Annotated in this window: 20 protein-coding genes; 4 read left to right on the top strand and 16 right to left on the bottom strand. The window is 36.0% G+C overall.

The window, feature by feature from the left end:
* Nucleotides 1-4: 4 nt before the first annotated feature.
* From WFH39_RS11440 to WFH39_RS11455, 4 genes are all read right to left on the bottom strand, one after another.
* Complete coding sequence (locus tag WFH39_RS11440) at nt 5-733, bottom strand: ABC transporter permease (RefSeq protein ID WP_087711056.1); 729 nt, start codon at nt 731-733, stop codon at nt 5-7.
* An 85-nt stretch (nt 734-818) separates the two neighbouring features.
* Entirely contained in the window at nt 819-1367 is a 549-nt protein-coding gene (locus tag WFH39_RS11445; protein WP_076393202.1) for a CopD family protein, read from the bottom strand.
* A 123-nt stretch (nt 1368-1490) separates the two neighbouring features.
* Entirely contained in the window at nt 1491-1931 is a 441-nt protein-coding gene (locus tag WFH39_RS11450) for a hypothetical protein (protein ID WP_336689995.1), read from the bottom strand.
* A 209-nt stretch (nt 1932-2140) separates the two neighbouring features.
* On the bottom strand, nt 2141-2392 hold the full coding sequence (locus WFH39_RS11455) for a helix-turn-helix domain-containing protein (RefSeq protein WP_336689996.1): 252 nt from the start codon (nt 2390-2392) through the stop codon (nt 2141-2143).
* A 108-nt stretch (nt 2393-2500) separates the two neighbouring features.
* Here WFH39_RS11455 and WFH39_RS11460 point away from each other — a divergent pair, with 108 nt between their 5' ends.
* The 3 genes from WFH39_RS11460 to WFH39_RS11470 are packed head-to-tail and all read left to right on the top strand — an operon-like array spanning nt 2501 to nt 4095.
* Nucleotides 2501-2875 carry a hypothetical protein gene (locus WFH39_RS11460; protein ID WP_336689997.1) on the top strand — a complete coding sequence of 125 codons (375 nt, stop codon included), beginning with the start codon at nt 2501-2503 and terminating at the stop codon, nt 2873-2875.
* Nucleotides 2847-3665 (top strand): hypothetical protein, encoded by an 819-nt coding sequence (locus WFH39_RS11465; protein ID WP_076393196.1) that lies wholly within the window; start codon nt 2847-2849, stop codon nt 3663-3665. Before WFH39_RS11460 ends, WFH39_RS11465 begins: the two co-directional genes overlap by 29 nt.
* Nucleotides 3666-3672: 7 nt before the next feature.
* Complete coding sequence (locus tag WFH39_RS11470) at nt 3673-4095, top strand: DUF1573 domain-containing protein (RefSeq protein ID WP_271160906.1); 423 nt, start codon at nt 3673-3675, stop codon at nt 4093-4095.
* A 65-nt stretch (nt 4096-4160) separates the two neighbouring features.
* On the opposite strand, the gene kbl is transcribed toward WFH39_RS11470, so the two are convergent.
* Nucleotides 4161-5357: a glycine C-acetyltransferase gene (gene kbl / locus WFH39_RS11475; RefSeq protein WP_336689998.1), complete on the bottom strand. Its 1197-nt coding sequence runs from the start codon at nt 5355-5357 to the stop codon at nt 4161-4163.
* A 159-nt stretch (nt 5358-5516) separates the two neighbouring features.
* On the opposite strand from kbl, the gene WFH39_RS11480 reads away from it, so the two are divergent.
* Nucleotides 5517-6395 carry a cupin-like domain-containing protein gene (locus WFH39_RS11480; protein WP_336689999.1) on the top strand — a complete coding sequence of 293 codons (879 nt, stop codon included), beginning with the start codon at nt 5517-5519 and terminating at the stop codon, nt 6393-6395.
* A gap of 155 nt (nt 6396-6550) precedes the next feature.
* Here the strand turns inward: WFH39_RS11480 and WFH39_RS11485 are convergent, their stop codons facing one another.
* From WFH39_RS11485 to WFH39_RS11535, 11 genes are all read right to left on the bottom strand, one after another.
* Entirely contained in the window at nt 6551-8473 is a 1923-nt protein-coding gene (locus WFH39_RS11485) for a M1 family aminopeptidase (protein WP_336690000.1), read from the bottom strand.
* An 88-nt stretch (nt 8474-8561) separates the two neighbouring features.
* On the bottom strand, nt 8562-10034 hold the full coding sequence (gene dacB, locus WFH39_RS11490) for a D-alanyl-D-alanine carboxypeptidase/D-alanyl-D-alanine endopeptidase (RefSeq protein WP_336690001.1): 1473 nt from the start codon (nt 10032-10034) through the stop codon (nt 8562-8564).
* Nucleotides 10035-10193: 159 nt separating this feature from the next.
* Nucleotides 10194-12641: a replication restart helicase PriA gene (gene priA / locus WFH39_RS11495; RefSeq protein WP_336690002.1), complete on the bottom strand. Its 2448-nt coding sequence runs from the start codon at nt 12639-12641 to the stop codon at nt 10194-10196.
* Nucleotides 12642-13848: 1207 nt separating this feature from the next.
* Complete coding sequence (locus tag WFH39_RS11500) at nt 13849-14763, bottom strand: AEC family transporter (protein ID WP_336690003.1); 915 nt, start codon at nt 14761-14763, stop codon at nt 13849-13851.
* Between the two features lie 200 nt (nt 14764-14963).
* Entirely contained in the window at nt 14964-17447 is a 2484-nt protein-coding gene (locus WFH39_RS11505; protein WP_336690004.1) for a beta-mannosidase, read from the bottom strand.
* Nucleotides 17448-17593: 146 nt separating this feature from the next.
* Nucleotides 17594-18256 (bottom strand): copper homeostasis protein CutC, encoded by a 663-nt coding sequence (locus WFH39_RS11510; RefSeq protein WP_336690005.1) that lies wholly within the window; start codon nt 18254-18256, stop codon nt 17594-17596.
* Between the two features lie 84 nt (nt 18257-18340).
* A complete protein-coding gene (locus WFH39_RS11515; RefSeq protein WP_336690006.1) occupies nt 18341-19336 on the bottom strand; it encodes an isoaspartyl peptidase/L-asparaginase family protein in 996 nt (331 codons plus the stop codon).
* A 97-nt stretch (nt 19337-19433) separates the two neighbouring features.
* Entirely contained in the window at nt 19434-19916 is a 483-nt protein-coding gene (locus WFH39_RS11520) for a DUF6691 family protein (RefSeq protein ID WP_336690007.1), read from the bottom strand.
* Nucleotides 19917-19926: 10 nt separating this feature from the next.
* Complete coding sequence (locus WFH39_RS11525) at nt 19927-20490, bottom strand: YeeE/YedE family protein (protein ID WP_336690008.1); 564 nt, start codon at nt 20488-20490, stop codon at nt 19927-19929.
* A 262-nt stretch (nt 20491-20752) separates the two neighbouring features.
* Complete coding sequence (locus WFH39_RS11530) at nt 20753-22165, bottom strand: MBL fold metallo-hydrolase (protein WP_336690009.1); 1413 nt, start codon at nt 22163-22165, stop codon at nt 20753-20755.
* A 347-nt stretch (nt 22166-22512) separates the two neighbouring features.
* A complete protein-coding gene (locus WFH39_RS11535; RefSeq protein ID WP_336690010.1) occupies nt 22513-23307 on the bottom strand; it encodes a sulfite exporter TauE/SafE family protein in 795 nt (264 codons plus the stop codon).
* Nucleotides 23308-23413 lie beyond the last annotated feature (106 nt).

Here is a 23413-nt window from a genome sequence, read left to right on the forward strand (position 1 = left end):
CATTCTACTTCTTTTTATTAATGAAATGATTGGACAAAACTAATGTAACACCGATGATTAAAGCAAAATAAGCCACATCTTTAAAATCAATAAGACCTCTTGTAAAGCCTAAGAAATGCTGGTAAAAGCCGACATTCTGTAAAATAAAATCTGCGCCTCCCAACAATTTGTAACTTGCCAGTTGTTCGATCCCGAAATACATGATGAAACACATGAAAACGCCCAACAGATAAGCCATAATCTGGTTTTGGGAAAGCGAAGACGCCAAAATTCCCACTCCGGAAAATGCTGCAATTAAAATAATTAAGCCGATGTAGCTTCCGAACGTCATTCCCAGATCTACATTTCCGGCAGGAACGCCCAAAACATAAACCGTGTAAAGGTAAATTAACGATGGAATCAGGCATAAAATTCCTACGATCCAAACCGAAAGAAACTTACCGAAAACCAGATCTGAAACTTTCAGTGGTTGGGAAAACAGCCAGTTTAAGGTTCCGGTCTGCTGCTCTTCCGCAAAAGTTTTCATGGATAGTGCGGGGATAATAAACATCAGTAACCAAGGAACTAAAACGAAATAACTTTGCAGAGAAGCCATTCCGATCTCAAAAATGTTGGAGTCGTTGTCGAAAAAAAACAGAAACAGCGTCGCGATCAGACTGAAAGCCGCGATGATTACCCACGCGCTCCAGTTTCCGAAGTAGCTCCAAAGTTCTTTTTTTAAAATTGCAATCATAGTTTTATTTAGGGTTTAGGTAATAGGTGTCAGGAATTTAGGTGTTGGAAAATTCACAACTTAACATTCACAATTCACCATTATCTCACTTTTTCTTATTCTTATTTACCAGCTTCACCGTCATCATGATTAAAAATACCAGAACGAAAAATCCGGCGATTAATTGCCACCAGTATTCAATAACCTGAGCTTTTAAAATCACGGTAAAAACGACAAGGAACAAAATGAAAGTAGCGATTTCATTTGCCTGTCTCAGTTTTATATTGGCGGTTTCAAGTGTACTTCCGTTGAGTTCTTTCAGTTTTAAAACTTTTTTCCAGCACCAGTAATGATAGACTGCCAAACCGATCAGGAAGGTTAGTTTTAAATGAAACCATGGCATTTTCATCAATCCTGAATTCAGGAAAATCATTGTCAGTCCGCAAACCGTCATGATTACTCCGGCAGGAACGGTGATAATGTTCCAGAGCCTTCGGGCCATAAACGTATATTGTTCTCTGAGGATTTTCTTCTTTTCTTCCGCAAATTCATCGGTATCTTTATAGTACACAAAAATTCTTACGAGATAAAAAATTCCCGCAAAATAGCTTACCATGAAGATAATATGAAGCGCTTTTATTATGGTGTAAAGCATTCTGAAAAATTAATGGCAAATATAATGTTAATGACAAAAATATTTACTAGAAAACATAATAAATCTTGCTTTTATTCTGTTATGTTCATTATTTTATATTAAAAAGTTGAGGGATTTTCAGGCTTAGTGTTTTTCGAATGAAATACTGTCTACTTTTTTACCATCTTCGTACTTCTTTATGAACTGGAGATTTCCTTTTTCGTTGTAAAATTTCCAGTCTCCGAAGTAATACCAGTGGCGTTCATTTTTAGAGACATCCATTTTAGACTGTCCGCTTTGCATCAGCTTCCCGTTCTGATGGTATATTTTGGTCTTTGTAATGTTCTTTTTTATTTTATCTTTCTGAAAAAGCTGATTATTCAATGTGGTTTTCCAGATCCCGACTTTTTCACCGTTCTTATATTTTCCGACGGCAATCAGCGTTCCTTCATCCGAAGAATATTCTTCCTTCCATTTGCCGTGTCGTTTACTGACATTCTTTTCGTCTTTGATGTACTGATTCATCTTGGTGTTGCAGGAAGCCAATAATAAAACAATCAGTAAAATGAGGGATATTTTTTGCATAAAAAAACAGAATTTCCGTAAATATAGAAATTCTGTTTTTATTCTACAATTGTAGAGGCGTTTTATTTTTAAGAAATTTATTCTAATTTATTACTGCTTCAAAAGCTGATTTTTTAGGAACTCAACCTGTTCTTTCAGTAATGCAATCTGCTCATCTTTTGCTTGAAGCAATTTGTCTGAAATTTCTTTATTTTCTTGATGCAAAGTTTCTACATACCCGATAGAACCACTTTCATCGTCTGATTAAAAATTTTCTTTCCAATATCTGAAAAAAACTCTTTTGGATTCGTCTCCAGAATACCCATTATTTCTTCAAAATACTTAGCCCAAGAATACGTTTCACCAGATTCTAACCTTTGATAAGCAGATCTGGTAATGTTCAGTTTATCAGCCATATCCTGATGATTATAGCCTTTAGAAATTCTTATTTTTTTTATCTTCTCTGTTATTTCCTGGTTCATAAAATGTGTGGTTTGTAACAAAATTAGTGTTTTTCTATTCAAAAAAAGAGCATTTATGCATAATCAACTGAAAGTCAATCAAATATTTTTTCACAAAAAACCCGAAATATGATTTTACTATTTGAAAAAATCATTTCATATTTACATCAGAAAAACACAAGTGCACAAATGTTTTCTAAAACAAAATTATTAACTTTAAATTTAGAAATCATGAAACAAAAAATGATTATCGGAGCATTGGCATTAGCATCTGTATTTGCTTTTGCGCAAAACACAGGAGATAATTCTTCATCTGAAACGGACAGAAGACCATTTTGGGGAACAGGAGATTTGATTAGCTACAGCTGTACAAGAGGACAACAACAAGCAGACGGTACTTTTCAATGTGATTGTGTAGGAACTTATGAATACCATGTGTTTTGGATAGGTGTAGGAACTGTAGAACATGAATTCCATGAAACATCAGCAAACCATTTTTGCTAAAATAAAAGCAATGACAGAGAAATTATTTTTCTCTGTTATGTTTTTTATCCTTTTTTCAGGAAAGGCACAGATTATTCTTAGAAATTCTGACTATAAAAAATTTGATTCTGTTACGATATCAAGAGATGGGAAAAATACATCGTTAAAATCAAATGCTCTTAAGTCATTTAAATTTGAAAAAAATGATAAGATTTTCTATGATAATAAACTTTTAGACTTTTATTCTAATCCTGACTCTTTGATTTTCTTTGATAATACAAAAACTATTGAAGAAGTAAGGGTTAACTATGAAAACTCATCTAATAAAAAAGAAAAATCTTTAAAAAGCACTAAAAAAAATGAATATGCGGTAATTTTCCCGAATAACGAGATTGCAACATTTGTACAAATTAATACAAAGAAAAAAACTTATATTAAGTCTTTTAGTATTTTTCCTGTGACAGATTTTATCCCAAGAACTCATAATGATAATGTTACTGTAAAAATAAAACTTTTGGGTAACAAGAACGGATTGCCAGACAATAATAAAGAACTGATAGCTTTCGAAAGTAAAATATCAGATCTTAAAATAAAGAAAAAAGATAAAGTCGTTCGGTGGGAATTTGTTTTGCCCAAGACAATAAAATATCCTAAAGAAGGTTTTTTTGTGGTATTTTTTCAAAAATCCTTGGAAGACAGTACTTTTTTCCAAATAAATAAAGACAGTGATCTGCTTGAATATTATCCGAATGAAGGCTGGAAAAGTCTTAATCTTAATGGATATTATTATGAATTAAAAATTTTACAATAACACAAAAATGAAAAAAATAATCGCTTTGTTTTTATTTTATTTAGTTTCCTGCAATAAAACTTCTGAAAATAAGAACATAATCCCGGATCTTCACTTTACAAAAGTTTGGAAGACTCCAACAAGTGAACTTACGAAGATAGAACTTCCTTCAAATATAGATTTAGACACAATAGAAGGAAATCATAAGACAATAAATTTTACAATTAAAAATACAGGGAACAAAATCCTAAAATCATTATTTATAAAACCTCCATGCTCTTGCATACAAATGCCGGAATACGACAGTATTTTACAACCGAAAAAGGAACAAAAAATTTCTGTAAATATGTCTATTAATGAAATTGGAAATTTTTATTTACCTGTAACGGTTTATGGTACATTTTACCCTTTTAAAAGAGTTTTCTATGTAGAAGGATACAGAAAAAGTTAAAATTTAAGTTGGCAAAAACTGAAATTTGTTTTTGCCAACTGTATTTTTCAGTATTATGCCTACTTTTAAGAAATTACGCCTAATTCTTTTCCAACTTTTTCAAACGCAGCAATCGCTTTATCAAGATGTTCTCTTGTATGTGCTGCTGAAAGCTGAACTCTGATTCTCGCTTTTCCTTTCGGAACCACCGGATAGAAGAATCCGATGACATAAATCCCTTCGTCCATTAACTTTTCAGCCATTTTCTGAGCCAAAGGCGCATCATAAAGCATTACAGGAACAATCGCAGCATCACCATCCGGAATATCGAAACCTTTAGATTTCATTTCCGCTCTGAAATATTCTGCATTTTCCATTACTTTATCGCGAAGAGAAGTATCTTCAGAAATCATGTCCAAAACCTTCAAAGCTGCTCCCACGATTCCCGGAGCCAAAGAGTTTGAAAATAAATACGGTCTTGAACGTTGTCTCAGCATATCAATGATTTCTTTTTTACCGGAAGTAAATCCGCCTAAAGCACCACCCAAAGCTTTTCCAAGCGTAGAAGTAATGATGTCTACTCTCCCCATCACTTCGTTGGCTTCGTGCGTTCCGCGACCTGTTTTCCCAATGAAACCTGTTGCATGAGAATCGTCCACCATTACCAGAGCGTCATATTTGTCGGCAAGATCACAAACTCCTTTCAGATCTGCAACAATTCCGTCCATTGAGAAAACGCCGTCTGTAACGATGATTTTAAAACGGTGATTTTTTTCGGAAGCTGCAATTAACTGAGCTTCCAGATCTTCCATATTGTTGTTTTTGTAACGGTATCTCGCTGCTTTACACAAACGAACACCATCAATAATGGAGGCGTGATTCAGTTCATCAGAAATAATTGCGTCATCTTCTGTAAATAAAGGTTCGAAAACTCCTCCGTTCGCATCAAAACAGGCAGCATACAAAATGGTATCTTCAAGACCTAAAAAGTCTGCAATTTTCTGCTCCAGTTGTTTATGGATATCCTGAGTTCCGCAGATAAAACGAACCGAAGACATTCCGTAACCATGAGATTCTATCATTTCCTGAGAAGCTTTCATCACTTCCGGATGGTTGGATAATCCCAGATAATTGTTCGCACAGAAGTTCAGCAGCTTTTTTCCGTTCGCTTCTATTTCCGCACTTTGCTGAGAAGTGATGATTCTTTCTCTTTTGTAAAGTCCGTCGTTTTCAATATTCTGAAGTTCGTTCTGTAAATTTTCAAGATACTTTTTAGAGATCATTTCTAATAATTTTTAGGATGCGCTAATTTAATAAAATCGCGGTAAAGTAAAAGGATTTCTCTTTTTTATTCCAAATGTCTGCAGAAAATCATACCACTTTAACCATTAGTCTATAATTTTAGTAGACTAATTGCTATATTTGCAGAATAAAATCAGAAAATGCGACTATCACCAGTACAAAAAATTGAAAATATATCATCCGAGGATTTTATCAAAACCTATCTAAAGCCTGCAAAGCCAGTAGTCTTAAAGGATTTTGCGGCTCCGGAAAGTCCTGCTTTTAAAAATTGGAATTATGACTATTTTAAAGAAATTGCCGGAGAACATAAAGTGAATATCTATGGAAGTGAAATTGAATCTCTGGACAGAATCGCCAGTAAACCAATCGGACAAAGCACTTTTTCAGAATATCTGGATCTTATAACTTCCTCTCCTACCGAACATCGTCTTTTTTTATTCAATTTATTAAACATTAAACCTGAATTAAAAAATGATATTATTTACAACGACGTTACAAAAGGAAAAATTATAAAATGGCTTCCTTTTATGTTTTTCGGAGGTGAAGGTTCGGTTACAAGAAATCATGTGGATATTGATATGTCCCATGTTTTCATAACTCAGTTTCAGGGCATTAAACGAATCTGGCTTTTTCCGTGGGAACAGTCTGATTTACTGTATAAACTGCCTTATAATTTTCATTCCATCACCAATATTAAAGAGCCAGATTTCAAAGAATTTCCGGGACTGAAATACATAAACGGTTATGAAGCTGTTATAAAACCCGGTGAAACGCTTTATATTCCTTCCGGATGGTGGCATTATATTCAGTATGAAACCGAAGGATATTCTGTTTCTGTTAGGGCTCTGCCTTCAAGCTGGCTGGAAAAATGGCGGGTTTTTAAAAACTTAGTGCTGATCCGGAATTTTGATAATGCGATGCGCAATTTATTCAAAGAAAAGTGGTTCGATTTTAAAGTTAGAAAGGCCATAAGAAAAGCCAATCGCGCGATTAAAAAACAAAAAAACTTTCAGATTTAGTGAATTATTAACCTTAAATATATTACTATGGAACTACTTTATTTGATATTTTCCTCAGAAAGATCTTTATATACCTATTATCCAATTTCATTTAACCATTTTTAAACAAAAAACCTTCAGAAATTCTGAAGGTTTTTACTTTATGCTGTAAAAAATTATTTCTTTAAAAACTTCACGTTCTTATTGTTAATTTTAAAAATATACGTTCCCGGAACTAACTCTGAAATGTTGATTGATTTCTCCGGCTGATAAATTCCCTGTCTCACTAATTTACCGTCTGTGAAATAAATCGTAAAATCTGTAGGTTTTGTAATCCCTTTTAAGTTCAGTTCATTTTTAGCAGGATTCGGATATAAAGCAAATTCTTCTTTAATTAAATCTGATGTTCCCAATGTGTTATCCTGAGTTACCGTAGAATTTCTGTCCAAAATCTGATATTCATAATTAAATTCTACACTCGCTACAGGAAATGTTACCGACTGCGTAAAATACTGGTTGTTGGTCGTATTATTCAAAGCAAAATAAGCAACCTGTCCTCCTGTTCCGTTTACTTTGATCGGTAAAGGCATTTCGAAGAAACTTACCGTTGAACTGCTCTGGGTTTGAGATGCTCTGAAAGTAACGGTATTTCCTACCTGCTTCCAACGGATGTCATACGTAGGATACCCCTGTCCGTAAATCCAGTCGTTGAAGAATTCTGTAAAATCCTTTCCGGTAGACGTTAATAAAGACGCATTCAGATCCTGAGTTCTTACATAGTTATAAGCCAAATTAGGTCTGGAATGGTAATCCTGAATTGCCTGATAAAATACGGCATCTCCCAAAATCCATTTCAGCATTCTCAGTACATACGCTCCTTTTGAATAAGACAGTCTGCTGCTGAAAATAGTTCCTACATTGGTAAGATTGGCATCAGCAACATATACACTTCCTGTTGGCGAACCTGTAACAAAGTTTTTCTGAGTCAGCAGATAATTTAAAAAGTCTGTATTTGTCATCAGCAATTTTTCATTCGCCACATGTTCTCCAAAAGTGGCAAAACCTTCATTCAGCCAGATATCATTCCACGCTCCGCAGGTTACTTTGTCGCCAAACCACTGGTGAGCCAACTCATGGGCAATGAGACCTCTGCTCCATCCCGCCATGGAAGACATAGTTTGATGTTCCATTCCTCCACCCGCCTGAAATTCCATATGCCCGTATTTTTCATTTCTGAAAGGATAAGGTCCGAAGTAGGTTTCAAAAGTATTCATCACCGTTTTTGTCCAGTCGATGTTACTCATACTTGTCGTATTGGTAGAAGTTGCCGGAAATATATAATTAATGAACGGAAAAGGAGGATTCCCCATTGTATCCGTGAGTTTCACAAAGTTGGTGATCGAAAGTGCAATTAAATATGCTGCAGTAGGATACTGTGTTCTCCAGAACGTCAGTTTCTGACCATTCCCTAAAATTGTTTCAGACATTGGCTTTCCGTTGGAAGCAACGCTGTATTGTGAAGGGGTGGTTACTTTTATATCTACTCTTTCAATTTTATCATTCAGACTTTGCTTGGTTGGAAACCAGTCCTGCGCTCCATAAGGTTCATTTAAAGTAGATAAGACGGCTGTTCCGCCTTGCGTTCCGTTAAAAAAAGCATTGTTAGCCGTTGGAGGAGCTCCGGAATAGGTTACCGTTAAAGAATCCAGAACATTGGCTGCAAGAGCAGACTGAAAGTTAATTTTCAGTTCTTTGGTAGACAACTGCTGAAAAGTAAGCGGCGTTCCATGATACTGCACTCCGGAAACTGTCATCTGATTATCAAGATCAAAATAAATAGAACTTAAACTCTGGCTGGGTTTAAAATGAGAAGTTACAGAACCCGAAACATTATAAACCGCCGGATTGATGGTAAGATCCAGCCTTTGATATTGAAGATCGTAATTCAATGTATTAGGATTCACATTTCCTACAGCCATTTTGTGAGCGAAAGATTTCATCTCCTTTTCCACCATCGCTTTTCTTTCGATATTCTCGTTTTGTGCACTTAACTGATGAAAAGCCAGAACACTCAAAACTAAAAAGTAAAACTTTTTCATATTCAATTTAAAATAACATATCAAAGATATAAAAAAACCTTTCAATCATTGATTAAAAGGTTTTGATATTCGTTAAATTTTAACAATTTTATAAATCTAAAGCTGGTTCGAGAATTTTTTCCATTCTTTTCTTTACCATATCTACAGAGCCTGCATAATTGTTAACCATTAAAGAGAAAACCAGTGTTTTTCCGGTATTTGTTTTCATGTATCCGGCTAACGTTTTTACTTTATTCAGCGTTCCTGTTTTTGCAAAAACCTGACCGTTTCCAAGACCATTGAACATTCTTTTCAACGTTCCGGACTGTCCTCCGATCGGCAATGAATTCAGATACGTTTTGTAATACTTTTCATTCATTAAAGAAGTCAGGAATTTTGCCTGAGCAATCGGCGTAACGTTATTGCTTCTTGAAAGCCCGCTTCCGTCGATATAATTTAAACCAAGCATATCAAATCCTCCGTTTTTAAGATGTTCCGTTACTACCTTTCTTCCGGATTCTGTAGTCTGATCACCAAGACTCTGGAAACCAACCGTTTTTAACAACGCTTCAGCCAGACCGTTATCGCTGTGCTGATTGGTGTAATAAATAATATCCGCTAAAGTAGGAGATTTATACACAGAAACGAGTTTTCTTGCTTCAGGATTGGCATCCGTCATTTTCGGAGTCACTTTTCCGGTTACCGGAATTCCGCTTTTTACGAGAGTCGTTTTAAAAGAGTTGGCAAGAAAAGCAGGTGCATCGGGTAATTTTGTCGTTAAAATTCCGTCGCCTTCATATTTATCTGCATACACCATCTGATTGTTGTACGGAGAAACGTAGAAAAACTTTTTATCGGTTGAAAAATTGTTTCCTTTCTTTACGATCAGTTTTTCATTGGCAGGATTGATCTCTTTGGTTGTTCCCACCGGCAAATAGTAATTATTGTTTTCCAACCACACAACATTTTCCGGAAGCTTCGAAATATTGCCTTTGAAAAGCGCTGTCTGGATAATAATATCTCCATTTACCTTTTTGATTCCCTCACGAGAAAGTCCTTCTTTGAAATCTGTAATAATGTCTCTGTAAGCCCAAGCTCCGCCTTTATTGGTTCCTAAAGAAGGATCTCCGCTTCCGACGATGTAAAGATTTCCGTTTAACACTCCGTTTTCATCCACTGTTCCTGAATATTCGAGCTGAGTATTCCAACGATAACTTTCGCCCAGCATGTTCATTGCTGTTTCGGTGGTTAATAATTTCGTTGTGGAAGCTGGAACCAAAGGAGTATTTTCGTTATACGAAGAAATTACTTTCTTCGTTTTCGGGTCGTACACTACGAATCCCCATGTTGCATTTTTCAGCACAGGATCGGTCATCATAGTGTTTACATTAATGTCTACAAGTTCTTTCGGCGACAAAATAGTTTTTTCCACCATGGAAGTGATGGGAGAAGGTAAGTTTAAACTGCTCTTCTGATTGTCGTAAGCCGGAGAATACAGAACTGTAGAAACGGTAGACTGAGCCAGAAAAAAGCCCGAAGCCAACACCGCAACACCTGAAATATACTTTCTGAAATTTACCATCTATTTTACTTTTGCTATAGTTTGGATGGATTAAAAATCAACGGGTTAAATTGAAATGCAAAACACCAAACATATAATCAACGATCAAATGTAGAAAATATTGTTGTATGGCAGTTCAGTAGACTATTATAAAAAGAGTATAAAGTTTGTTAAAAATTGTTAAAAATCTACAAAAACGTCTTTTCTGATGCTGTGATAAGCTGTAATTTCATCGAATTCTTTCAGACTTGCTAAAACCCTTTTTTTATACTCTTCATACTTTTTTCCTTTAGGAAGTTTCAGCATGATCTGGAACTGATAGAGATTGTTAAGTCGCGCAATCTGAGCTTTTTCCGGACCCAGAACACAATCTTCGGGAAGATATTTTCTCAGGATGGATCCTAAAAACTGGGAAGCGCGGTTGGCTTTATCCTCTCTCCTGTGCTTCAGTTCTATCATAATCAGCTTTGTAAAAGGCGGATAATGGAATTTCTGGCGTTCCGTTAAAATATATTTATAGATTTTCGCCGGACTATTCATTTTAATTAACTGAAAAACAGAATGATCCGGATTAAAAGTCTGTATTAACACTTTACCTTTTCCGGAAACTCTTCCCGCTCTTCCGGAAACCTGAGTAATGAGTTGATAAGCTCTTTCTTCTGCTCTGAAATCCTGAACATATAGCAAGGAATCCGCTTTCGGAATGGCAACCAGCTCGATGTGATCAAAATCCAGACCTTTTGAGATCATCTGTGTCCCGACAACGATATCGGTCTCCCGATCTTCAATTTTTTCGTATAATTTTTCGTAGGCAAATTTCTTTCTCATGGAATCCACATCCATTCTGTCTACTTCCTGATCGGGAAATAATTTAGATACTTCTTCATGGATCTGCTCTACTCCTACTCCTCTTTCGTTTAGGTTTTCGGAATGACATTTTGGGCAGACTTTGGGTTTGGACGCTCTCTGTCCGCAGTAATGGCATTTCATTTCGTTGGCAGCTTTATGATACGTCATCACCACATCGCAGTTGGAGCAGTAGTTTACGTAACCGCAGGTTTCGCATTCCACAACATTGGCATAACCACGACGGTTGTGAAGAACGATCGTCTGATTTTTTTCTTCCACCACTTTTTTAATCTCGTCAATCAACTGCAAAGAAAAATTTCCGGATACTTTTTTGGATTCCTGAGCTTCTTTGAAATTAATCAGTTCATATTCAGGAAGATTGACATTTCCAAAGCGCTCTTCCAGAAAAACGTATTTCATTTTATCTTTTCTGGCGTTGTAATAGCTTTCTATGGAAGGTGTTGCAGAGCCTAAAATGACTTTTGCCCCATAAAAATTTCCAAAAACCAACGCCGCATCTTTTGCATTGAAATAAGGAGAAACTTCTCTCGGACGGTACGCAGAATCGTGTTCTTCATCCACAATAACCAATCCCACATTCTGAAAAGGTAAAAACAAAGAATTTCGTGTTCCGATTAAAACTTTAATATCATTCTGCCTGATTCTTCTCCAGACTTCCACCCTCTCAAAATCCGTAAGTTTCTGATGGTAAAATCCCAACTGTCGACCGTATTTTTTTTCTAATCGTTGAGTGATCTGTTTGGTTAAAGAAATTTCAGGAAGTAAAAACAGTACATTTTTTCCTTTGCTGATGCATTCTTCGATCTTCTCTAAATAAATATGTGTTTTTCCTGAAGAAGTTACTCCGTGAAGCAGGACATTTCTCCCTTCTTCAAAGGCTTCATCCACTTCATTTTTCGCCTCTTTCTGGGCTTCCGAAAGTTCTTCGATCTCTTCTATTTCACCTTCATAGCTTTCGATACGGTCTTTCTGCATATAATATTCTTCGACCAGATTTTTATCTGCCAAAGCCTTAAAGTGCGAACTTCCGAAATATCCGTCTTCAAAAAGTTCTGATTTTTTGATGGGCAAATCAGGATTTTCGGTTTGCTTTTCTAAAATGTGGAGAAAAAGGTCTTTCTGCTTTTGCGCTCTTTTTAAGGATAAAAGTATTTCCGTAAGATTTTGCCGCTGTAAAACCTCATCATTGATTTTTACGTACGCAATTTCTTTAGCTCTGTATTTTTCAGCAATTTTTTCATCGATTTCAATATACTGCAAATCAATTAAAGAATTGACGGTTTTAATGATATCTTTTTTAGGAATAAAAGCCTCAATATCAGTCAGATTAATCAACTGCCGTACTTCCAAAGCCTGAATGAGATACATTTCGTTGACATCGAGGTTCTCAAAATCAACTTTTACATTGGGTTTTAGCTTTAAATATGTTTCACTTTCAAGTTTCAAAGACGAAGGAAAAGCAAAACGGTAAATTTCTCCCAAACCGCACAAGTAATAGTCGGAAAGCCAGTTCCAGAAGTTAATCTGCTCCTGCGGAACAATCGGCTGATCGTCGAGAAGACTGATAACTTCTTTTGCCACAAAAGTTTCAGGCGCATTGTTGTGAAGTTCAAAAACAATTCCCGTATAGATTTTTTTGCCACCAAAAGGAACCAAAACTCTCATTCCTGTCTGAATTCCTGTTTGCAGTTCTTCAGGAACTTTATAAGTGAAAGATCCTTTTAGGTTTAACGGTAAAACAATCTGGGCGTAATTCAAGGGAAAAATTTAAAGTGTAAAATTAATTTTTTCTTTTGTGAACTGCAATTTTTTTGATGGTGTGTTTTTATGGGATACTTTTAAACGCAATGACCACTAAGATTTCCTTTAAATGATTATGTATATTTTTTTGTTCGCAAAGGCGTTTCACTCAGCAAATGAGATGATATATTAAAGTGGATCATTCAGGAAAAATCTTTGATTGATATGCTTTTTTAAGCGCAAGGACCGCTAAAATTTTCTTTAAATGATTATGTATATTTTTCGTTCGCTAAGGCTTTTCACTCAGCAAATGATATGAAATATTTTAAGCTTATTATCAAAAAGAGTTTTGCTCCTTTGGGAGCAATCTGTGTAGAAATAAGAATAAATCTATCCATCAATCCGTAGGATTGATATCTATAATTCTCAATGAATTTTCTAAGATAGCGTTCCTACGGAACGCAGAATATCTTCCGAATATGATGTCTAAACAGATAAAACTCTATATAGTTTTCTACTATTTTACTTAAATAAACCTGAGTTCGGGATAAGAAATAAATTTAGATAATTGATTTATAGCATTATATTAATTTATCGCAAAGAAAAACAAAAGATTTTTTTACTTATTAAAAGTTGGTAAGCTACACAAAGGCACTTCGTTTATTTAAAAAAGACAAAAATGGTATTACTTTGATAAGTTTTACGCCTTTGTATATCTTAAAAGCTGAATTCCTGATAATTGAATCTCTTTGTTTAACCTTGCGGTTAAGAAGACTTATCCCGAACTCAGGTTAAATAAACATCATTTTTTTTCGTTTTGAAAGACTCTGAAACATACAAAATTTTTAAAATTTATCTGTTCAATTGGAGATTGTTTGGTTGCCATGAGTTTCTATTTAGCCCGGATTGCAACGGCATCCTTTTGGGTTGCGGGCGGAGCAAGGCGGAGCCCGTAACCTAAAAGATACAGTGGAAAGCCGGAAAAGCTCCAAAAAAATGTTGAAGGGTTTGAGAGTTTGAGAGTTTAAGAGTTTAAGAGTTTAAGAGTTTAAGAAAGTTAAGCTTTAGTTCAATGTAAAGATTTCCCTAATCAAAATTAATTTTAACCGAAATTTAGCATACGTTTGGGCTAAAGCAAATTGTTATCTTAATCATTAAAATAGGATAAATCCCTATTGATGTTTTTGTATAGTTTTTACACTCACATTAAAAATAATAGTTTCCATTATCCACTAAAAAAATAATCGATAATGTAAAACCAGATTGCGGAAGTAAAAAAAGCCGCAATAATGCTGAAGCCGATCGTTAAATTGGTCAGTTTTGTGTTTAATCGGTACTGTTCTGCAATAATGCTTGAGGTAACGACTGTAGGCATTGCCGATTCGAAAATGGTAATTCTGGCAATATTTCCTTTTATTCCGAGTAAAAGTGCTAATCCGAGCGTTATTGTCGGAGCCAGAATAAGTTTGTAAAACATGGAAACCGACATTTGGGGAATCAGTTTTTTCCAGCCGTTGAATTTCAGTTGTAATCCGACTGAAAATAAAGCTAAAGGACTTACCGTAGCCGCTAATTTATCGAAAAAAGGTTCTGCAGGAGTGAAATCGACGAATTGAGACAAAACCAATGCAGCGATACAGCCAATTAAAGGCGGAAATGTAACCAATCTTTTCAGAATAAATGCTGCGCTGATCTTTCCTGATTTGTTTCCGCCTTTTAAAGCGGCAATAATGCCTAACGTTGAAAGTGCAAAAAACATGGTCTGATCACAGATAATGGCAATACTCAGTAAGCTTTCTCCGTAAAAAGCGGAGATCAGCGGAAAACCGATAAACGAAGTATTGCTGTAGCCGCTTACAAGTTCCAGAGTGCTTCGGGAACGCCGTGAATAACCTTTGCTTCTGCTGTAAAACATCATAAAGAAAAAGCAAAAAACCGCTGTAAGAAAAGTCGCCACCACCGGAAACAGCATTTCTGCCGACCAGTGAACTTTCGGTAAATATTTGAATGAAACCGCCGGAAGTGCAAGATAGAGAATCCAGGTGTTGATTCCCTTATGCGCATCGGGATGGATGGATTTTGTTGCTTTGAAAACCATTCCCGCAATAATGCACACTGCAATAAGAACAAAATTTACCATAGTTTTGAATTATTGTGCAAATTTACGGTTGATTTCTTTTTAATCGCTTATTTCCCATTATCAAAAAACTTTATTTTTGTCATTCTGACGAAGGAAGAATCTATTGCATTCGGCTACAAGAGATTCTTCATTCCGCTTCTGAACTCCGTTTGTAAACTTTCAGTATATGTTTAGAACGGCAATTATATATAAATTTAAAATCAATTTATCGTATCAAACAAGCTCATTACCTCTACTTTTTCCAATGGTTTTGAAAGGATAATTCTTTTGGATGTTTTTGGAAGCAAATCGAAAAAATTATCGCTGAAATGGGTATCTCCCATCAAATAAACGTCTTTTGCCAAAACATCTGTAGAAATTTCAATTTCAGTGGCAGATATTTTCCTGATTTTAAGGGCAGGTTTTGTTAATTTTAAATCTTTGGGCTTTGCGAAGAAATAGTTACTTTCGGCAATTACCTTTCCGTTGGTATCTTTTAAAGTCAATTTTAAAAACACTTCATTTTTATAGGAATCAGGAATCAGATTTTGAATTTCGATCGGATCGAATTGTACTATTTCTTCGAGTGTTTTTCTATTGGGAACTGTTGTTATTTCGTCTAAAACTTTCCCTTGAAAATTAATAACCTCTATTTCCACAAAAACATCATCAAATTTTCGTGTCTGATCGTTAATGGCATAAAAAGTAAGTATCCCCTCTTTTTCTTCTACCAAAATCACCTGATTTTCAAAGCTCCTTTTCACCTGATAATGCAACGATTTCCAGTTTCCTGAATAATCTATGGAAGACCATGAAACAACAGGCCAACAATCGTTCAGTTGCCAGTATAAAGTTCCCATATTATAAGGTTTTGCTCTGCGGTGTGCTTCAATGGCAATCTGCATTCCGCGAGCCTGAAGCAACTGCGAAACATAATTGTATTTCACAAAATCTGTCGGAACGATATAGTCCCGCTTCATGTAATTTTCAATAATTTCCCAGCCTCTGGAATGCTTTTCATGAGCTTTTATGGTTCCATTTTGTAAGCTTAAATCAGGATTCCCTGAAAACATGGATTTTGTAGTTTCCAATGTCGACATTCCCTGAAAACCGTATTCTGAAGCAAAACGCGGAACTTTTTCATTGTATATTTCAAACGGCTGTTCTCCCCACCAAACGCCCCAATAATGAGAATCGCCTTCCGTAAGGCTTTCCTTATGTCCCCATCCGATGGACGGCGAGCTTTCCCAATAGATTTGCTTGTCATTTGTTGCATATTTTTGAATAGCATTGGGAATTACTTCATGAAAAATTTTCTTGTAATCCTTCCAAACCTGTAAAGAATCTTCTTTTGAATATTTGAATTGTTTCTGATACCCCCAATTGACAATCGCTTCATCGATTTCGTTATTTCCGCACCACAACGCCAATGACGGATGATTTTGAAGCCTTTCAATCTGATCTTTCACTTCCAATTCTACATTTTTCTGAAAGTTTTCATCGGACGGATAAAAGCTTCCTGCAAACATAAAATCCTGCCACACCAGAATTCCATTTTCGTCGCAGGCTTTGTAGAATTCATCATCTTCGTAAATTCCGCCTCCCCAAACGCGGATCATATTCATATTTGCATCCTTGCAATCTTTAATCAAGTGCTGATATTTTTCTTTGGTCATTCTCGTAGAAAAACTGTCGCCCGGAATCCAGTTGGTTCCTTTCGCATACATTGGTTTTCCGTTCACCTTGAAATAAAACGATTTTCGTTTTGCATCTTTTTCCTGAATTAATTCAACTGTTCTCAGTCCGATTTTTTCAGATTTTTCAGCAATCATTTTTGAATCTTTTTGCAAAGAAACTTTAATATCGTATAAGTTCGGATTCCCCCAACCGTTAGGTTGCCATAATTTCGGATTTTGAATCTGATAAGGAATTGAAATTAAATTCAATCCGGATTTTAAAGAAATATTTTGAGATTTTCCGTTAATTGAAAAACTGTATTTCCCTTCTTCTGTAGCGAAAATTTCAGCATGAATATTTAAATCTGCTTTTTGCTTTGTTAAAATTTTTTGTTCGATTTTTATATGATCAAACCTAGCAATGTTCCAGAAATTCAATTTAACGTCTTTCCAGATTCCTGCCGTCACTAATCTTGGTCCCCAATCCCAACCGAACTGATATTGCGCTTTTCTCACAAAACTTCTCGGAGATTCCGGCATGGTGAAAGGAACTTTTTGGGCTAATTCTTTTCCGACATTTACCGCAGATCTGAATTTTACCTGTAAAATATTTTCATCGTTCTTTAAACTTTGTCTAACCGGAATTGTCCATTTTCTGAACATATTATCTGTCGATTGAATCAATTTTCCATTTAAATAAATCTCGGAAAACGTATCCAATCCATTAAAAATCAATTCAATATTTTGATTTCCCAAATCTTTTGAAGAAATGTTAAATGAAGTCTGATAATCCCAGTCTTCATTTTCTATCCATTGTACTTTTTTTTCATTTTCATCCTTATACGGATCGGGAATGATCTTGTTATTCATCAAATCCAAATGAATAGTTCCCGGAACAGAAGCAGTCAACCAATTATTCTCTTTGGCGTTTTTGAATTTCCATTTTTCAGAGGATAAATTACGCTCAGAGAATTGTGCGTTGGTCAAGATTTGTAGGAAAAGGAAAGTAAAAAGTATGGATTTTTTCATTAAGAGATTGATTATTAGTAAAATTCAAACGCTTTGTCATTCTGACGAAGGAAGAATCTCAACATTTATATTTAGATTCTTCACTCCACTCCGTTTCATTCAGAATGACAAACTCGACGTATATTTTTAGTTAAAATTTCATATTACTACTTATTCTTCAAAGCAATAATCTCTTCAGAATTCGCAAAAGCTCCGCCGTCCGTAATTGCGGAAGAATGAAAATATCCTGCTTTGGTAAATTCCCGTATTTCCTGAATATTGGACGAGCGAAGTCCGCCACCAACAAGAATTTCTATTCTGCCATTGGATAACGCTACTAATTTTCTAAGATTTTCCTTTCCCTCCGAAACATTGGGTTTCTGTCCGGAAGTAAGAATGATTGTAAAGCCGCATTCAATAACTTTTTCCAATGATTTTTCTAAATCTTTTGCGCGGTCAAAGGCACGGTGAAATGTACATGGATAAGGTTTTGCCAGTTCAACCAAAATTTTATTCTGTTCAATATTCACTTCATCATTTTCATCCAGAATTCCAAATACGAAACCGTCTACATTTAAAGATTTTAACTGAATCAGATCTGATTTCATCTGCTCAAATTCATCATCACTGTATGTGAAATCTCCGCCACGAGGACGAACCATTACAAAGATTGGAACATTGATTTTTTCTCTAAGTTGTTTTACGGTTTCAAAATCAGGTGTGGTTCCTCCTTCGCTTAATCCGTCGCATAATTCTATTCGGTCTGCACCGTTTTCAAAAGCAATGATTGCAGATTCCGGATTGAAGCATGCTATTTCTATTTTTGACATTTTTTTTATTTAAGTTTTGGCTAAAGCCAATGGATTTTTTATTTTGAAAAACGGGCTAAAGCCCGTTTCTATTGATGACTACATCTATTTTAATGCAAAATCTGGTTTTTCCAGACGGTTTCCTTTCTGGTCGTACACCGCAAAACTAAACCCATCCTGAATACAGTAGGAGCCATATTCTCCTTTTTTATTAAGGGCAATAAAACCCACCTGAATATCCTTCAGATTTTTATTTCTACGCTGTGTAATTTTTACAATTCTTTCAACCGCTTCTTTACAGGCCTGTTGTGGCGTTCTTCCCTGTCTCATTAATTCTACCACCAAATGCGTTCCTACGGTTCGGATCACTTCTTCCCCATGACCGGTTGCCGTTGCTGCACCTACCTCATTATCCACAAACAAACCTGCTCCGATAATCGGTGAATCTCCGACTCTTCCGTGCATTTTGAAAGCCATTCCGCTCGTTGTACAGGCACCTGAAAGATTTCCGTTCGCATCCAGAGCGATCATTCCGATTGTGTCATGATTTTCAATATTGACGATCGGTTGATATTTGCTGTCTTTCAGCCATTCTTTCCATTCTTTTTCGGATTCGGGAGTGAGAATATTTTCTTTTTTGAATCCCTGCGAAACGGCAAACTGCAAAGCTCCATCTCCAACCAGCATTACGTGAGGTGTTTTTTCCATCACAGCTCTTGCTACTGAAATCGGATTTTTAATATTTTCCAGACACGCAACAGAACCGATATTGTAATTTTCGTCCATAATACAGGCATCCAAAGTAACTCTTCCGTCTCTGTCAGGACGACCGCCATAACCGACGCTTCTCTCTTCCGGATCATTTTCCACGAGGCGTACTCCTTTTTCGACTGCATCCAAAGCTCTTCCTCCTTTTCCGAGAATCGTCCACGCTTCTTCATTGGCTTTTAAACCGAAATTCCATGTGGAAAGAACGATCGGTTTATTAATGATTGTATTGTTGTTTTCAGGCTGATTTTTAGCTAACAGATCCAACGGATTTACTGCTAAAGCCAGTGAAGCAACGGCAGATTTTTTCAGAAACTTTCTTCTACTTTGCATACTCAGATTTATTTGGCTCCAAATTAAGGATTTTTCGCATGAAGATGAAATAAAAAAAGCGGTAGATTTTCTACCGCCCAAATGGTTTTATTGAAAATTAATGAGGTAATTTTTCCCTGAAATATCCATACACCCAAGTTCCGAAAATGGCACTCAGCAAAGTGATGGCTACCGCAAAAGCTCCGGTTCCGATCTGTGCGAAAAGCGGTCCGGGACAGGCTCCCGTAATCGCCCAGCCAAATCCGAAGATCAGTCCTCCGTAAATTTGGCCTTTATTAAATTTCTTTGGAGCAATGGAAATTTTTTCGCCATAAATGGTTTTGATATTAAATTTTTTAATGATCAATACGGAGATCATTCCCGTTAAAATAGCACTCCCGATAACGCCGTACATATGGAAAGACTGTAATCTGAACATTTCCTGAATCCTGAACCAGCTTATAATTTCTGCCTTTACAAAGATGATCCCGAATAACATTCCAACGATCATGTATTTTAAATTGTGGTACCATCTATGATGAAGCTGACTTTCGTTGGTACAAATACTGTCCTGATGTCTTCTATCTTTTTCCTGTTTCATTTTTAAATTTTTAAAGTGAAAGAATTATTGGCAGAATAACATTTGCCATTAGAAAACCTCCTGCCATAAAGCAGATTGTTGCCACCAAAGATGCCCACTGAAGATTGGAAAGTCCCATGATGGCGTGTCCGCTGGTACACCCTCCCGCATAACGCGTTCCGAAACCTACCAAAAAGCCGCCGACAACCATCATAATAAATCCTCTTACTGTAAAAAGACTGGTAAAATTCATGAGTTGTCTCGGAACGAGATTGCTGTAATCTGTAATTCCGTAGGTTGCTAATTCTGCTTTTAGATTCTGGTTAACGGTAATTTCTTGTGAATTCATTAAAAATTGAGCGGCAATCATTCCACCTAAAAAAATTCCGAAAACGAAAAATAAATTCCAGAGTTCTTTTTTCCAGTCGTATTTAAAAAAGCCGATATTTGCAGGAATACAGGCCGCACAGATATGTCTGAGTGATGAACTGATCCCGAAAGATTTATTTCCCAAAATCAGTAAAGTAGGAACAGTAAGCCCGATTAACGGTCCTGCAATGTACCACGGCCAAGGTTCTTTTATGATTTCTAACATTAAGTATTTGTATTAAAACTGTTTTATATTCTGATTAATGATTTTAACGTGAGTTTGATGTAAAGATTGCAAATAAAATCGACTTCAGCAGAAATTGACCTATTTTTGGATTTAAACGCCAAGAACGTTAAGTTTTCTTTTTAAAATAACTCCGTTGATTTTTAAGTTCGTAAAGGCGTTAACACTTATTGAAGACCACAAAGATTCTTATTCTGACTGATTTTGGACCTTCAAAAGTTTCTTGTCTCTTTCGTTGTAAAATCTATTTTAAAATTTTACTCTGGCAAACAAAATCACTTACAGGAATGTCTGTTTGAGAAATTGCGCTGAACCCTCCTTCAATTTCACTAAAATTACGGTAGCCTCTTGCCTGAAGAATACTTGCAGCCATCATACTTCTGTAACCTCCTGCACAGTGCAGATAAAAATGTTCCGCCGGATCGATTAAGTTTATCCATTCGTTGATGTAGGCTAAAGGTTTGTTGAATGCTTCATCTATATGTTCTGCATTGTATTCACTTTCTTTTCGGACATCAATAATTTTCGCTTCTTTTTCTTTAATTTCCTGTTCAAATTGCTGCGCTGAAATTCTGTTGACAGAATCTGTTTCTTTACCGCTGTCTTTCCATGCGTTGAAACTGCCTTTTAAAAATCCGAGAACATTGTCAAATCCTACACGGCTTAATCGGGTCACGGTTTCTTCCTCTTCATTTTCGTTGGTAATGAGCAGAATCGGCTGTTTTACATCCACTACCAAAGCTCCAACCCAAGGTGCAAAATCGCCATTCAGTCCAATATTGATGGATTGCGGAACAAATCCTTTTGCGAAGTCTTCGTTATTTCGTACATCCAAAATCAAAGCACCTGAATGTTCTGCCATTTCTTCAAATTCATCAGGGGAAAGAGCCTGTAAACCTTTAGACAAGACTTCATCGAAACTGTTGTAGCCTTTTTTATTCATCGCCACATTCATTCCAAAATAAGCCGGAGGCGGAAGAAGTCCGTCTGTAACCGCTTTTATGAAACTTTCCTTATCTTTCTGATTCAGTGCGTAATTGGTTTTCTTCTGATTTCCAAGTGAGTCTACCGTTTCTTTCTGCATATTTTTCCCGCACGCAGAACCTGCTCCGTGTGCCGGATAAACGGTAATATCGTCATTCAAAGGTAAAATTTTGCTGTAAAGACTTTCATAAAGTAAGCCTGCCAATTCTTCCTGCGTCATGTTTGCTGCTTTCTGTGCCAGATCGGGACGACCTACATCACCTAAAAACAGAGTATCTCCGCTAAAAAGTGCTGTTTCTTTTCCGTTTTCGTCCATCAGTAGAAAAGAGGAACTTTCCATGGTATGACCGGGTGTATGAAGGACTTTTATGGTGATACTTCCTACTTGAAAGGTCTGATTATCTTCTGCAATAATAGCTTCAAACTCAGGTTTTGCAGTGGGACCGTAAACAATCGGTGCATTCGTTTTTTTGCTTAAATCTAAATGTCCACTTACAAAATCTGCGTGAAAGTGGGTTTCAAAAATGTATTTCAGCGTCACGTTATCTTTTTCAAGACGCTCAATATAAGGCTGGGTTTCTCTTAGCGGGTCTATAATTGCCGCTTCACCGTTGGAAACAATATAATAAGCTCCCTGTGCAAGACATCCTGTATAAATCTGTTCTATTTTCATTTTTTATGATTTTAAATTTTACTTATTTTTCTGATACAAATTTCTTGGTTTGGAATTTTCTGTACCGCTACTTTTGTTACAGAAGGATTTTATTTTTTGAACACAAAGACAACGAAGTTTTTTTTTAATACATATTTTTTTTAGCTTCACAAAGCCGCTAAAGCTTATAAGAGATTGGCTTTCATGATATCTTGCTCTATAGATTTTAAAAAACTTTGATTTTTTTACCCTGAATTTCTCGCAGCCCGACCTGAGTGGAGCTCTTTTTTTTACAAAACAAAAAGATTGGGAATTCTTCTATAAACTCAGGATAAACTACAGACGGAAACAGCTGCCTAATAAAAAAACTATAAAAAAAGTTCTTTAATGATGATGTACATTCCCATCACAAGAATGAACCACCCGAATGCAGGTTTGAGTTTTTTTCCGTCGATTTTTTTGGATAACTGCGAACCGATGATGATGCCGACAATAGCAATTGATGAAATGGTGGCTAATAATTTCCAATCGATTTTCACAGAATTCATTGATGAGAAAAATCCGATGAGGGAATTGAGCGAAATGATTACCAGAGAAGTTCCGATGGCTACTTTCATTGGAGTTTTAAGCAGATTAACGAGTGCCGGAATGATCATAAATCCTCCTCCTGCGCCGACTAAACCTGTTAAAATTCCTACAACAGATCCTTCTCCTGCTGCTAAAAGGGTACTGTTTTTCTGTAAATCTGATGTTTTGGTAACACAATCTGTAGTTTTCTGAATCATTTTGTAGGAAGCCAAAATCATTAATCCTGCAAAAATTAAAAGCAACAGAATATTTTTGGTTACCACAAAGTTGCTGACGGTAACAACTTCATCGGGAATTAAGGGTACAATATAATTTCGCGTCAGGAAAATGGAAATAATGGACGGTATTCCGAAAACAAGGGCGGTTTTTAAATTTACCAGACCTTTTTTAAAATAGGAAACTGAACCGACCACACTGCTGATTCCGACAATAAAAAGGGAATATTCTGTTGCCAGAAAAGCGTTTAATCCGAAAAGGTAAACCAAAACGGGAACGGTAAGAATGCTTCCGCCACCACCGATTAAACCTAATGAAATTCCTATTAAAACAGAAGCAAGATATCCAAAAATTTCCATGTTTTCAACTTTATGTTGCAAAATTGAAGATATCGGGAAAGGTGTACCGCTACTTTTGTTACAGAAGGATTTTTATACAGTATTTTTTTAAGTTTGTGAACTCGTA

It is taken from the genome of Chryseobacterium sp. MMO-72 (assembly GCF_037146035.1).
GTDB lineage: Bacteria > Bacteroidota > Bacteroidia > Flavobacteriales > Weeksellaceae > Chryseobacterium > Chryseobacterium indicum.

Bases quoted from the DNA above. Each gene is read 5' to 3' on its own strand.
- WFH39_RS11440 (WP_087711056.1), bottom strand. From the start codon at position 733: ATGATTGCAATTTTAAAAAAAGAACTTTGGAGCTACTTCGGAAACTGG.
- WFH39_RS11445 (WP_076393202.1), bottom strand. From the start codon at position 1,367: ATGCTTTACACCATAATAAAAGCGCTTCATATTATCTTCATGGTAAGC.
- WFH39_RS11450 (WP_336689995.1), bottom strand. From the start codon at position 1,931: ATGCAAAAAATATCCCTCATTTTACTGATTGTTTTATTATTGGCTTCC.
- WFH39_RS11455 (WP_336689996.1), bottom strand. From the start codon at position 2,392: ATGAACCAGGAAATAACAGAGAAGATAAAAAAAATAAGAATTTCTAAA.
- WFH39_RS11460 (WP_336689997.1), top strand. From the start codon at position 2,501: ATGATTTTACTATTTGAAAAAATCATTTCATATTTACATCAGAAAAAC.
- WFH39_RS11465 (WP_076393196.1), top strand. From the start codon at position 2,847: ATGAAACATCAGCAAACCATTTTTGCTAAAATAAAAGCAATGACAGAG.
- WFH39_RS11470 (WP_271160906.1), top strand. From the start codon at position 3,673: ATGAAAAAAATAATCGCTTTGTTTTTATTTTATTTAGTTTCCTGCAAT.
- kbl (WP_336689998.1), bottom strand. From the start codon at position 5,357: ATGATCTCTAAAAAGTATCTTGAAAATTTACAGAACGAACTTCAGAAT.
- WFH39_RS11480 (WP_336689999.1), top strand. From the start codon at position 5,517: ATGCGACTATCACCAGTACAAAAAATTGAAAATATATCATCCGAGGAT.
- WFH39_RS11485 (WP_336690000.1), bottom strand. From the start codon at position 8,473: ATGAAAAAGTTTTACTTTTTAGTTTTGAGTGTTCTGGCTTTTCATCAG.
- dacB (WP_336690001.1), bottom strand. From the start codon at position 10,034: ATGGTAAATTTCAGAAAGTATATTTCAGGTGTTGCGGTGTTGGCTTCG.
- WFH39_RS11500 (WP_336690003.1), bottom strand. From the start codon at position 14,763: ATGGTAAATTTTGTTCTTATTGCAGTGTGCATTATTGCGGGAATGGTT.
- WFH39_RS11505 (WP_336690004.1), bottom strand. From the start codon at position 17,447: ATGAAAAAATCCATACTTTTTACTTTCCTTTTCCTACAAATCTTGACC.
- WFH39_RS11510 (WP_336690005.1), bottom strand. From the start codon at position 18,256: ATGTCAAAAATAGAAATAGCATGCTTCAATCCGGAATCTGCAATCATT.
- WFH39_RS11515 (WP_336690006.1), bottom strand. From the start codon at position 19,336: ATGCAAAGTAGAAGAAAGTTTCTGAAAAAATCTGCCGTTGCTTCACTG.
- WFH39_RS11520 (WP_336690007.1), bottom strand. From the start codon at position 19,916: ATGAAACAGGAAAAAGATAGAAGACATCAGGACAGTATTTGTACCAAC.
- WFH39_RS11525 (WP_336690008.1), bottom strand. From the start codon at position 20,490: ATGTTAGAAATCATAAAAGAACCTTGGCCGTGGTACATTGCAGGACCG.
- WFH39_RS11530 (WP_336690009.1), bottom strand. From the start codon at position 22,165: ATGAAAATAGAACAGATTTATACAGGATGTCTTGCACAGGGAGCTTAT.
- WFH39_RS11535 (WP_336690010.1), bottom strand. From the start codon at position 23,307: ATGGAAATTTTTGGATATCTTGCTTCTGTTTTAATAGGAATTTCATTA.